At 71.2% G+C, this 12,420-nt stretch carries 9 protein-coding genes; 1 reads left to right on the top strand and 8 read right to left on the bottom strand.

Going from position 1 to position 12,420, the window contains the following annotated elements; genetic code table 11:
• Positions 1-10: 10 nt before the first annotated feature.
• The 5 genes from ABN273_RS24455 to ABN273_RS24435 form a co-directional block, all read right to left on the bottom strand.
• Positions 11-865: a family 3 encapsulin nanocompartment shell protein gene (locus ABN273_RS24455; RefSeq protein WP_349451311.1), complete on the bottom strand. Its 855-nt coding sequence runs from the start codon at positions 863-865 to the stop codon at positions 11-13.
• Complete coding sequence (locus tag ABN273_RS24450; protein WP_349451310.1) at positions 850-1,596, bottom strand: sulfotransferase-like domain-containing protein; 747 nt, start codon at positions 1,594-1,596, stop codon at positions 850-852. Before ABN273_RS24450 ends, ABN273_RS24455 begins: the two co-directional genes overlap by 16 nt.
• Positions 1,593-2,576 carry an aldo/keto reductase gene (locus ABN273_RS24445; RefSeq protein WP_349451309.1) on the bottom strand — a complete coding sequence of 328 codons (984 nt, stop codon included), beginning with the start codon at positions 2,574-2,576 and terminating at the stop codon, positions 1,593-1,595. Before ABN273_RS24445 ends, ABN273_RS24450 begins: the two co-directional genes overlap by 4 nt.
• 23 nt (positions 2,577-2,599) lie before the next feature.
• Entirely contained in the window at positions 2,600-5,581 is a 2,982-nt protein-coding gene (locus ABN273_RS24440; protein WP_349451308.1) for an amino acid adenylation domain-containing protein, read from the bottom strand.
• Between the two features lie 139 nt (positions 5,582-5,720).
• Positions 5,721-6,827 carry an NAD(P)/FAD-dependent oxidoreductase gene (locus ABN273_RS24435; RefSeq protein ID WP_349451307.1) on the bottom strand — a complete coding sequence of 369 codons (1,107 nt, stop codon included), beginning with the start codon at positions 6,825-6,827 and terminating at the stop codon, positions 5,721-5,723.
• 132 nt (positions 6,828-6,959) lie between these two features.
• Here ABN273_RS24435 and ABN273_RS24430 point away from each other — a divergent pair, with 132 nt between their 5' ends.
• Complete coding sequence (locus ABN273_RS24430) at positions 6,960-8,144, top strand: aminotransferase-like domain-containing protein (protein WP_349451306.1); 1,185 nt, start codon at positions 6,960-6,962, stop codon at positions 8,142-8,144.
• On the opposite strand, the gene ABN273_RS24425 is transcribed toward ABN273_RS24430, so the two are convergent.
• From ABN273_RS24425 to ABN273_RS24415, 3 genes are read right to left on the bottom strand one after another with little or no spacing between them, the layout of a single operon-like run.
• Positions 8,141-9,430: a glycoside hydrolase family 28 protein gene (locus ABN273_RS24425; protein ID WP_349451305.1), complete on the bottom strand. Its 1,290-nt coding sequence runs from the start codon at positions 9,428-9,430 to the stop codon at positions 8,141-8,143. The genes ABN273_RS24430 and ABN273_RS24425 overlap by 4 nt on opposite strands.
• A complete protein-coding gene (locus tag ABN273_RS24420) occupies positions 9,427-11,418 on the bottom strand; it encodes an AGE family epimerase/isomerase (protein WP_349451304.1) in 1,992 nt (663 codons plus the stop codon). The genes ABN273_RS24425 and ABN273_RS24420 overlap by 4 nt, the downstream gene beginning before the upstream one ends.
• Positions 11,415-12,419 (bottom strand): DUF5605 domain-containing protein, encoded by a 1,005-nt coding sequence (locus ABN273_RS24415; protein ID WP_349451303.1) that lies wholly within the window; start codon positions 12,417-12,419, stop codon positions 11,415-11,417. Before ABN273_RS24415 ends, ABN273_RS24420 begins: the two co-directional genes overlap by 4 nt.
• Between the last annotated feature and the right edge of the window lies 1 nt (position 12,420).

Genomic DNA, 12,420 nt, shown 5'->3' with positions numbered 1-12,420 from the left:
TAGTTGATTGCTATCCAGCTGGAAATATGCTGTTTCTCTCGGCAGGGGTGACCAGGTAGAACAGGCCCGGCAGATGCACTGCGACCCCCTCGTACACCTCGGCGCAGACGGCCACGCCCGGCCGGGCGAACGTGCCGGGCGGAGGCTCGGCCGCGCGGATCACCGAGCGGCGCGCGTCGAGCAGCCTGGCCGCCACGGAGATGTCGCCGACCAGGGCGTCTCCCTGGCCGATCCACCGGTTGCGGCTGACCTTCATGCCGTTGCCCGCCGCCAGCTCCGCCAGCAGCCCGCTCCGGCCCACGAGCCGGTGGTAGTAGTCGTGGGGGTTGACGATCATCGCGTGCGGGGTCGCGCCCGACTGTTCCACCTCGTCGCAAGCCGCCAGGACGCCGGCGACGTAGTCGGTGTCGTACGGCAGGCGGGCGATCTCCGGGTGGCCGAGCAGGGCTGTCGTCAGGGCGAGGTTCTCCGCGGTGGCGAGCCGTACCAGGAGCCGGTAGTCGAGGAAGGTGGCGAGCGCGTCCAGGTCGTCGGTCAGCCCGTCGGGGATCTGCACCCAGGCCCGGATCGGCTGGACCTTGGCCTCGGCCATCCCGAACCTGAACGCCGCCTCACGACGGACGCCGGAGTCGCGCACCGCCTGCCGCTCCTCGTCGCTGGGCGGGGACTCCGTCCAGAACCTGGCCCCGTCGCCCTCGACGGGGATGACCCTGAGCAGGTTGCGCACGGTCAGGCGCGGCCTGTCCTTGGTCGGCTCGTGCGCCTCGGTGATGGTGTAGTCGAAGGTCACCTCCGCGCGTTCGGGGTCGTCGGCGAAGGCTTGCGCGAACAACCGGCCCGGAGACTGCTTTATGGCTGTTGACATGGGTTCTCCCTCTCGTGCTGGAGGAGCCGCTGGTAGAAGGGGAGATGGTGGTCGTAGAAGGCCCTCAGGACGGGGTGGTTGTCCACGGTGGCCGGATAGGTGTTGCGGCGCTCCTCGAATCCGGCGCTGCCGCTCGCGTCCTGGTGCCATCGGCGGGTCCGCCGCCACTCAGGCCGGTCCTCGGCGGCCCAGGTGAGCGCTTCGGGGCGGAAGGCCAGCCCCGTGTACGCGCAGAAGGTTTCGACCACCTTCGCGGGCTCCCGCACCAGCCGCTCCGTGCGGATGACGAGCGGCTCGCGCCCCGTGGCCTCCCAGGCCAGCTCGAACAGCCGCGCGAGGCGCTCGTAGCCGATCTCCTCGCAGGTCACCGCCGGTTTGATCGCGTAGTGCGAGCTGATGGTCGGCCTCGGGTCGCGGACGATGAACGTGTGTACGAGGCCGGCCAGGTCCTCGGGGTGCTTGAAGAGGTGCGGGTACTCGTAGTCGAGCACCTCCTTGACGAACACCGGCCGCACCCGGGCCAGCTCCGCGAGGCGGGTGAGCAGCTCCTTCTCGGAGCGCGCCGTCGCCTGCCCGCCGTCCGGCGACGGGAGCTCGAGCGCGCCCTCCTCGGTCAGAGCCAGGAACGGCTCGTGCAGGACGGTCACGTCGCCCCGCTCGATCATCATGCGCAGGAACGCCGTCGAGGCCGAGCGCGAGTGCGCCCACATGACGATCGGCGGCGGGTTCACCCGGACCACCAGGCGGGAACACGGTCCCATCGGTGCTGCCGCAGATCGCGCAGCAGGGCGTCGTCGAGCGGTCTCCCGTCGCTGGCGGCGAGGTTCGCCCGTACGTGGGCGGGCTTGCGCATGCCCGGGATCACCGTGCTGACCGCCGGGTGGTGGAGGATGAACCGCAGGGCGACCTCGGGGAGCGAGACGCCGTCGGGGACAGCCGCTTTGAGCCGTTCGGCCCGTTCGACGCTGGGCAGGAGGTTCTCCTGGCCGAAGTAGGTGCTGCGCCAGTCCCCCTCCGGCCAGGTGCTGCCGGCCGTCAGCGTGCCGGTGAGCGTGCCCTCGTCGAACGGGACGCGGGCGATGATCCCGATGCCGTCACGCATCGCGCGGTCGAACAGTTCGTCCTCAGGCGCCTGGTCGAAGATGTTGTAGATCACCTGGATGACGTCGATGAGGCCGGTGTCGAGCGCGGCGAAGCAGTTGGCCGGCTCCCACCGGTTGACGCTGATGCCGACCGCGTCGATCACCCCCTCGCTCTTGAGCCCCGCGATGGCCTCCTGCCACCGCTCGTCGCCGGCCCACCGGTCCTCCCAGGTGTGGAACTGCATGAGGTCGATGCGCGAGACCCCGAGGTTGTCCAGGCTGCGGTAGGTGGACTCCCTGATGTGGTCCGCGGGGTAGGCATCGTCGAGGGTGTCGCCCGGTTTGGGGGGCCATTCCCGGTTCTTCGGGGGGATCTTCGTGGCCACGTACAACTTCCTGCCGGGGTGGCGGCGCAGCAGCGCGCCCAGCAGCTGCTCGCTGACCCCCCGCCCGTACACCCAGGCCGTGTCGAAGAAGGTGCAGCCCAGTTCGACGGCCTCGTCGAGACAGCGTGGGGCGACGTCGTAGTCCCAGCCGGTGAAGCCGCCGGGGCCGCCGCCGATGCCCCACATGCCGTATCCGACCTCGCTGACCTCCCAGCCGAGGTTTCCCATCTTGCGGTAGCGCATCCCTAAGCCCCTCTGTCGTGTGATCAACCGGTCGGGACCCGATTCGCGGTGAGGGCGTCGCCGTCCCTGCTCGCCAGCCGGGCGTGGTAGGCGGCGATAGGGCCGTCCAGGGTGCCGTCGTCGAGCCGCCATCGCTGTTCGAGCCGGTGGCACTCGTCCTTGCGGAACAGCGCGGGGTTGTCGGTCAGCAGCCCGCTGAAGGCCCGCCGCAGCTCGTTCTCGTCCCGCATGGCGGGCAGGAGCGAGGCGAGCGTGGTCAGCTCGCGGTCGGCGCTCGCCCGCCCGGTCTCGCGCACGAGCGTCACGAAGTCCCCGCACGGGATGGGCGCGATGGCCGCGCCCGCGCGTACCAGGACGTCGTCGAAGCAGACGCTCTCCGCGCGGAAGACGTGCAGGTTGCCGCCCCAGACGCCGTCGTCGCAGACCGCGGCCGCGACGCGGGAGGCCACGTAGTCGACCGGGGTGTAGTCGGCGCGCGCGGAGACGTCGGGCCGGACACCCAGTCGCAGGAACGCCGAGAGCAGCAGGTGGGTGAGGGCGAGCGGGTTGGGGTAGCCGTTGTCGGCGCTCGGCATGACTTCGCCGAGCCTGAGCACGGTGATGAGCGCGCCCCTGCGCCGGGCCTCGGCGAGGTAGCGTTCGGCGATCCACTTGGAGCGGCTGTAGCCGCCGACGGGTGTCCTGGCGAGGGAGGGGTCGTAGTCCTCGGGGACGCGCTCGCCGCGGTGGAACGCCTCCTCCTGGAGCGCGGCGAGCGTCGAGACGTAGTGCAACGGGACGGGCCGGTACGCCATCGCGAGCCGTAACAGCTCGATGGTGCCACGGACGTTGGCCTGGCGGTGGGCGCGGTAGTCGAACAGGAAGTTGACCATCGCGCCGTTGTGCAGCACCAGATCACAGGTGCGTGCCAGGTGCTCCCAGGTCCTGGTGTCCAGGCCGAGGCCGGGTGAGGCCAGGTCGCCCGCGTACCCCTCCAGCCGGTCGGCGAAGCGCCGCTCCCAGAGTCCCCGCTCGGCGAGCGCGGTCACGACCCGCGCGGTCGCGTCGCCGTCGGCCGCCCGTACGAGGCAGCGCACCCGCAGGCCGGTACGGGTCAGTAGTTCGTGGACCAGGCGGCTGCCGACGAAGCCGGTCGCCCCCGTGACCAGCACGGTCTGCAACCTGCCTGACCTGGTCACGTGCCTGATGGGCTCGCCTTCGGGCACCGCCGCGTCGCGTGCCATCAGCACGGACTCCTCCTCGACGGCCGCGCCGTCGCGCCGGCGGCGCTCGATCAGCCGGGTCAGCGCGTCGGCGCTCGGATGGTCGTACAGGTCTTTGACGTCGACCCGCACCCCGGACTCCGCGGTGATCATGTGCACTACGGACAGGGCCTGGATGGAGTCGCCGCCCGACTCCGCGAAGTGCATGCCCGCCGTCAGGCCCGGCCAGCCGAGCGCCGAGCGCATCGCCCGCAGGACCTGGTCGGCCAGGCTCGTGGTCGGCGTGCTCTCGGCCAGCAGCGCGGTGTCCTCGGCGAGCCTGCCGTCGAGGATCTCCTGGAGCCGCCCCCGGTCGACCTTGCCGTTGTCGTGCAGCGGCATCTCCGGAAGGAGGAAGAAGTAGCGGGGCATGCTGGTTCTGGGCAGGGTGCGGCGCAGTTCCTCGCTCAGCGCGGCCTTGGTCAGCCCGCCGCCGGAGGCGAACAGCGCGAGTACTTTCGTGCCCGCCTGCTCGGCCACCAGGACCTCCGCCTGCCGCACGCCAGGGCACCTCTGCGCCGCCGCCTCGATCTCGCCCAGCTCGATCCGCACGCCGTGGATCTTGACCTGGGAGTCCTTTCGCCCGGAGAAGAACAACCGGCCCTCATCGTCCAGGTGCCCGAGATCGCCGGTGAGGTAGAGCCGGTCTCCGGGGATCGCCTCCGGGTACGGGTTGCGGACGAACGCCCTGGCCGTGGCCTCGGGGTCACCCAGGTATCCCGCGCCGAGGCAGGCACCGCCGATGACGATCTCGCCGGTGGCTCCTGGTGGCAGCGGGCGCAGGTCGTCGTCGACCACCACGGCGTAGCAGTTGTCGATCGGGTGGCCCAGCGGGATCCGGTCGCCGTCGGCCGCGGACACGGGGTGGAAGACCATCCCGATGGACGCCTCCGTCGGCCCGTAGCCGTTGGTGACGCTGAGTCCGGGCAGCAGGGTCATCAGCCGGTGGACCGCCTGCGGGTTGACCGCTTCGCTGCCGACGACGAGCCGGCGCAGGGACGACAGCCTCCCCAAGGCCGTCTCGTCACCGTCCACGATCGCCACCAGCCCGTTGAAGACGCTCGACACGAAGTCGGCGGTGGTGATGCCGTACTGGGCGATCAGGTCGATGGTGTGCCGGAGATTGAGGAACTCGCCCTGCACGGGCAGCACGGTGCGCCCGCCCATGGTCAGGGGCCAGAAGAGCTGCCAGATCGCGGAGTCGGAGGTGTGCCGGCTGTTCTGCAGCACCACGTCGTCGCCGGTCGCGGCGAAGTACCGGGTCATGAAGCGGAACCGGTTGGTCAGCCCCCTGTGCCGGTTCATCGCACATTTCGGCGTCCCCGTGGTGCCGGAGGTGAAGTAGCCGTACACGAGGTCGTCGGGGTCGATGCCGATCGCCGGGCGGCGGGCTGTCGGGACGATCCCGTCGATGTCGACGGTGACCGCTCGCTGACGTGACTCCTGCGGCAAGGCGCCGTCGCCCGCACAGAGGATCGGCCCGTCCGGCAGCACCTCCAGCGTGCCGCGGATCCGCTCCCGCGGCCATGACGGGTCGAGCGGCACGAACGCCGCGCCCAGCTTCATCAGCGCCAGGTACGTGACCGGCAGCTCCAGGGAGTTGACCAGCAGGACCGCGACCACGTCGCCCCTGGTCACACCGTGCTCGGCCAGCCTGGCCGCCAGGCCGTTCACCAGGTCGTCCAGTTGCCGGTAGGAGAGCGTCCTGCCGTCGTACGTGACCGCCGGGCGCTCGGGACATCGGTCCGTCTGCTCTTCGATCATTGCCGAGATCGGACGGAACGGACCGAAGTCGACCGCTCGGCCGGAGAATCCAGGGGGGTTGCCGGTCATCTGCACCTCTCCGTCAGGAATGTTCAAATGGCGACCGGTCCCTTTGCCCTGCACGCCCCCGTCGCCTTGCTCATGGACGTTCCATGCCGTTCCACATGCGTTGTGCCGAGTACGCCGCGTCGGGCGGCGTGCCCGTCGCCGCCGCGGCGGCGATCCTGCCGACCGCGGGCGACGCCTGTACCCCGTAGCCGCCGAGCGCGGCCAGCCAGACGAAGCCCGGCGCGTCCGGCGCCTCGCCGATCACTGGCAGCTCGTCCGCCACTGAGCTGCGCAGCCCCGCCCACGCGTGCCTGACGCTGCGGATCTCCAGCGTGGTGGCCTCCTGGACCCGCTGCACGCCGATCGCGACGTCGACGTCGTGGGGACGGACGTCCCCGGGCGGCACGAGCGTCGCGTCGGCGGGCGAGACGAGCAGCCGGCCCGACTCGGGCTTGACGTAGAACGTGTCCGCCACGTCGGTGACCATCGGCCAGGAGGCGGCGTCCACGCCGTCGGGCAGGTCGGCAAGGAACGCGGTGCGGCGCAGCGGCCTCAGCCCGACGGGCCGCACCCCCGCCAGCCCGGCCACTTCGTCGGCCCATGCCCCGGCCGCGTTGACCACGGTCGCCGCGGTGTGCTCGCCCGCGTCGGTGACGGCCCTCCAGACCCCGCTCCTCCTCGACAGCTCCCGCACCCGCGCCGACGTGATCACCTGCCCGCCTCGGGCCCGGATGCCGCGCAGAAACCCCTGGTGGAGTGCGTCCACGTCGATGTCCATCGCCGCGGGTTTCAGCATCGCGCGGCTGCACCAGTCCAGGCGCACGATCGGGCAGTACTGCTCGACCTCGCCGGCGTCGATCTCCACGGCCGGGGTCGGGGCCTCCTGCCCCTCGGCCAGCACCTCGTCGAACAGCTTCTCCCCGCCCGCCGGACACAACGCCAGCACGCCGCGCGGCGTCAGCAGCGGGCCGTCAGTGAAGCCGGATGGTGGTGCGGCGAGGAAGGATCGGCTCGCCGCTGTGAGAGCTCGCACGGTACGGTTGCCGAAATACTCTGAGAAGAGCGCGGCCGACCGGCCGGTCGAGTGATAGCCGGGGGCGTGCTCCATTTCGAGCAGGGTCACAGCGCCGCACTCCGCCAAGAAGTACCCCGCACTGGCGCCTGCCACCCCGCCGCCGACTATGAGAAAGTCTCTCACGTTCGTAATTGATCACATCGCCCGCGCTCCCGTAAATACATTTCAAAGCATGACAAATATGACATGTCCGTAAACAGCAATAGATCCGATCTGTAAACCCGCATCGTCGCCGAGTGGCCTGGAGGCGTCCCCATGTCCGCACCGAAGAGTCCTTTTGCCGGTCGGCTCGGCCGGGCCGACAGTTCGCCCGTCCGGGATCTGCTCGCGCTCATCGATCAGCCCGAGATCATCTCGTTCGCGGGCGGTCTGCCGTCGGCCGAGTTCTTCGACGTCGACGGCCTGCGCGGCGCCTACGACCACGTGCTGTCGTCCGCGGGGCGCCGGGCCCTGCAGTACTCCTCGACGGAGGGGGATCCCGAGCTCCGAAACGTCCTGGCGCGGCGGCTGACCGGCCGCGGGCTCGCGACGGCGGGCGACGACCTGCTGGTGACGACCGGATCGCAGCAGGCCATCTTCCTGGTGGCGACCGCCCTCCTCGATCCGGGCGACGTCGTGCTGGTCGAGGAGCCTACGTACCTGGCCGCATTACAGTGCTTCAGGCTCGCCGGCGCCAGGGTGGTGCCCGTCCGCGGCGATGAGGACGGCCTGGACCCGGACGCTCTGCGCGAGGCCGTCGAGCGGGAGCGCCCGGTGCTGCTCTACGCGGTGCCCACCTTCGCCAACCCGACCGGGCGCACGCTCACCGACCAGCGGCGCCGCGCCATCGCCGGGCTCGCCGCCGCCCACGGCTTCTGGATCCTCGAGGACGACCCCTATGGCGAGCTGCGCTACCGGGGCGAAGTCCTGCCGCCGCTCAGCTCCTACCCGGGCGCCGAAGAGGCATCCATCTACCTGGGCAGCTTCTCCAAGATCGGCGCCCCCGGACTGCGCGTGGGCTGGCTCCGCGCCCCCGCGGCCCTCCTGCGCGTGCTCGCCGTCGCCAAGCAGGCAACCGACCTGCACACCTCCACCCTCGACCAGGCTGCGGTGGCCCGCTATCTGACCACCGCGGATCTCGACGGGCACATCCGTACGCTCCGCGACGTCTACGGGCCCCGCCGCGACGCCATGATCGAGGCCCTGGCCCGGATCGCCCCGCCCGGATCCCGCTGGAGCGATCCCGACGGCGGCATGTTCATCTGGCTCCGGCTGCCCGGCGACCCGGACACGGGGCTGCTCCTGCGCCGGGCACTCCGCCACGATGTCGCCTTCGTCCCGGGCGCACCCTTCTATCCGGCGGAACCGGACCGGGCGACCCTGCGCCTGTCCTTCACTGCCTACCGCCCCGACGAGATCGCCGAGGGCATGCGCAGGCTTGGTGCGGCGCTGACCGGTTAGCGGCTCACCGTGACGCCTGTGATGGACAGATCCTCGACGTCCCCGACCACGTCGGCCCGCCGCACCCCGGAGAACGTGCTGTCCCTGATCGTGATCTCCCGTAGCGGCTGCTCCGGATAGCCCCGCAGCAGGTACGCACTGCGCGTCCGGTCACTTCGCATCCCCGCGACGTGGATGTTGCGGATGACCGGCGCCTCGTCGCCGTTGTGCCCGTCGCCGTGGTAGAGGTCGATCGAGACGGCCTCCTTGGTCAGCCCGTCGATCTCGATGTCCTTGACGTAGACGTTCTCCACGAAGCCGCCCCGCGCCGAGTTCGTCTTGATGTAGAGCCCGAAGTACAGCCCTTCGCCGCCCCAGCGGCAGCGGCGCACGAACACGTTGCGGATCCCGCCGGTCGTGTCGGTGCCGATCGCGACCGAGCCGTACCGGTAGCGCATGTCGCAGTCCTCGATCAGCACGTCCTCGCACGGCACCCCCACCCGCCGCCCGTCCGGGCCCCGGCCCGCCTTGATGGCGATGCAGTCGTCCCCGACGTCGAACACGCAGCCCGAGATCACCACCGACCGGCACGACTCGGGGTCGCAGCCGTCGTTGTTGGGGCCGCGTGAGTGGATCGACACGTTCCTGACCAGGACGTTCTCGCACCGCACCGGGTGGATCTCCCACATGGGGGAGCGGACGACGCGGACGCCCTCGACGAGCACGTTGCGGCACAGGTACGGCTGGATCAGGTTGGGCCGCAGGAAGTGGCCCGCGCCGAACACGCGCTCCTCGACGGGCACGTTCTCCGCGGCCATCCGCTGCAACGAAGCCCAGTCCCCGGCCTCGTGCGGCGTGCCCGGCCGCCAGCCGAACTCCGGCGTGCCCACCCATGGCCACCAGTGCTCGGGCCCCGCCCCGCCGTCCAGCGTCCCGGCGCCGGTGATCGCGATGTTCTCCTGGCCGTAGGCATAGATGAAGGGGGAGTAGTTGTAGCACTCGATGGCCGAGAAGCGGGTGTAGACGGCCGGGAGGTAGTCGGCCGGGTCGGTGCTGAACAGGATCGTCGCGCCCTGCTCCACGTGCAGGTCCACGTTGCTGAGCAGGTGGATGGCGCCGGTGAGGTACGTCCCCGGGGGCACCCGGACGTGGCCGCCGCCCGCTCCATGGCATGCCTCGACGGCGCCGCGGAACGCCTGCGTTCCCGAGCCGAACTCGGTGACGTCGAACCAGCGGTCGGGGAACTCGGGCGGGCGTACCCGGTCCCGGAGCTCGTCCGCGTAGCGCCAGGCCTCTTCCTCCGTCATGTCACCTTCCTCATGCGGAGCGCGTGATAGAGGGGCAGGGCGACCACCCAGGACGGGTTCCAGGTGTTCGCCTCGCCCTTGCGCTGCCAGTTGGTCTGGAAGAACCCCTCGCCCTGCTCGCCGGGCACGTCGAAGCCCCAGTCGCCGGGCTGCTGGCAGATGCCCTGGCCCATGGCGTGCAGGATCGTCTCGGCTCTGGCCGCGTACCGGGGCTTGCCGGTGGCCAGGCCGAACTCCATCAGCTCGGACGTCGGGAAGAACACGTCGAGGTGGTGGTTCTGCACGCTCACCGACGGCCAGCCGCATGCCTGGAAGCCGCGCCGGTCGAAGGTGCTGCCCGCGTCGAACTCCGGCGACCACACGTAGACGAAGGTGAGCAGCCAGTCCGCCGCCGCCTCGGCCCACTGCGCGTAGAGTTCGCGCCCGGTGAGCCGGTACAGCTCGAAGGCGGCCAGGAAGTAGTACATCCCGGCCTCCTTGTCCTCGCCGGACGCGTCCAGCGTGGCGTGCGCGAACGGCCGCTCGAACGTGGCCGCGTGCAGCCGGTGGTAGCGGCCCAGCACCTCCTCGGCCCGCCGCAGCCAGACGTGCTCGCCGCTGAGCCGGTACGCGCCCAGCATGGCCTGCACGCATGCGATGCCCGCCGCGCTGACCATCGCCGAGAACGGCCGGCCGTCCGGCGTCCAGCCGATCGGGACGATGCCCTCCTTCAGCCTGGTCCGCCAGAAGAAGGCGGCGGCGTCCGCCACGGCCTCCTCCCAGGCGGGCGGTACCGGCAGGCCCGCCTCCCTGAAGTGGAGGGCGATCGCGGCCAGATCGGCGACCGTCTCGCCGTGGGCCCGGCTGGAGACGAAGTCCGTGCCGTCCTTGCGGAACATCTCCCATCTGCCGTCGTCGAGCAGGTACCGGCCGTACCGCAGGCCCTTCGTCGAGGTGCCGCTGCCCTCGACGTAGAAGTCCGCGGCGCGGCGGGCCCGCTCCGTGCGGCCCAGCAGGGCGTCGCAAAGGGCGAGCTTGAGGCATTGCCCGGTCCAGCCGTACAGGTACGACCTGGGCCTGCCGTGGCGGGTGCCCGTGTAGGCCAGGTAGCCCTGGCCCGTCCAGCGCGTGTCCATGGCGTTGGTCTTGAGCCGGACGATGTCCTCGCGCTCCAGCGGGCGGGCGCCGCCGTTCTCCTGGTAGAGCCCGGTGTGCACGAGCTTCCTGAAGCCGAGGCCGCGCGGCTCGACCGGGCCCCAGTCGAGGGTGTGCCTGGTGCTGATCGTCTCGCCCGGCGCGAGCGTGCGGTAGCCGATCGGGTGGTCGGCCACCTCGGCCTTGCTGACGTAGCAGACGTCGGGTTTCCCGTCGAACATGATCACGCCGGTCATGGCGGCCACGGTCAGGCCCGGCAGGACTCCCAGGGAGTCGTAGGTGACCGTGCCGTCCGCGGCGCGGCGGGCCGTCGGGTGGGCGAACAGGCTGACGTACCGGTCGTCCCAGGCGGCGTTGACGGCGGGGACGGGCAGGCGGTCCTCCTCGCAGACGAACCCTCCGCCCGGCTCGATGCGGGGCACTCTCCGGCGCGGGTCGGAGGATGGGTTGCCGTTGTAGAGGACGCCGGGCATGGTGACGTTGGCGTCGGCGGTGGGGAGGGGGATCAGGAGGCCCGCCGCGACGTCGGTGACCTCATGCCCGGAGTCGTTGTGCCAGGTCGCGCCCAGGGTGAGCAGCCCGTCGGGGGTGAAGGCCAGCTCCAGGCGCGCGCTCAGCGGCCCGGTCCTGGCCGTCACCACCACGGCCTCGTCCGTGCCGGCCACCTCGACGGAGCCGGCGGGCTCGACGCGCCACGGGCGGCCGGTGGAGGCGGTGAGCATCCCGTGGAGCGGCGCCCGGAGGTGCGGGGCGGACGCGTCGCGATGACGCAGCCGCATCTCCGGGCCGTCCGCGCCCGCCACGACCTCGACGACCTTCCCGCCCGGCTCGGCGATGGCGGCGGTACCCCTCACGGGTGCCGCCGCAGCCGGACGGCCTGGCCCACCGCCACCGGCAGCGGTACGGTCACCGTCCCGCCCTCCTGCACCCCCAGCGGCGTGACGGTCATCTCCCACGTGTCGATCACTTCGACCTCGTATCGCCCGGCGGGCACCTCGTACTCCCGCTGCGGGAACCGGTGCTCCCCGCAGAACTCCAGGTAGAACTGCCCGGGCAGCTCCAGCATCGGCGCGTCCCTGTCGCGGTAGCGCGCCTGCGGTGGTGTCTCGGCGATCACCTCCCGCAGCAGTCCGAGCCGGGGCACGGCCGTGCCTGCCAGCGTGCCACCGGCCTCCGACCAGGTCAGCCCGTCGTCGTCGGCGTAGGACTCGCCATGGGTGAGGTAGCGGCGCCGCACCGCACCGTCCCACGCCTGGGACACGACCTGCTCGGCCGTCAGGCTCAGCCACGGATCGTCCGAGTCCCCCTCGTACCCGCACATGTCCATGAGCACCGGCTTGTGATGGTCGCGCGTCTGCATCCAGGCGTCCCGGGGGCTGGGCGCGCGCACGCTCCCATGAGTGAAGGCACGCCGCCACAACAGCGGCGACCCCGCCTCCACAGTGATCGACAGCGGATGGTGACCGGGGTCCTCCTCGGCCACCAGATCGGCCAGGCGCACCCAGTCGTGCTCCGACAGGAACGGGAAGGCGGCGGGATCGGCGGCCAGCGACCACCACACGTTCGCGTGGGGAGCCAGCCGCGGGACCACCTCCGCCAGATAGCGGACCGCCGCGCCCAGGTCGGCGATGCCGTCACCGGGATGCAGCAGCACCAGCTCAGCGGCCACGCCGATCGCCGCCAGCTCCGCCACCCGCTCTTCCAGCTCGTCGAGCGTGCACCTGGTGGCGCACGCCGCCATCCGCACCCGGTCGAAGGGCGAGGACTCCAGCGTGGCGAGCGTCTGGGCGCGCCGCTTCTCACCGTGCAGGTGCCAGCCGAGCGCGGTGGTCGCCATCGGGCCAGCAATGGTCATC

The sequence above is a fragment of the Nonomuraea sp. B19D2 genome, assembly GCF_040137845.1.
Taxonomy (GTDB): Bacteria; Actinomycetota; Actinomycetes; order Streptosporangiales; family Streptosporangiaceae; genus Nonomuraea.
The sequence above is the reverse complement of the archived record's forward strand: the minus strand, read 5'-3'. Positions and strand labels throughout refer to the sequence as shown.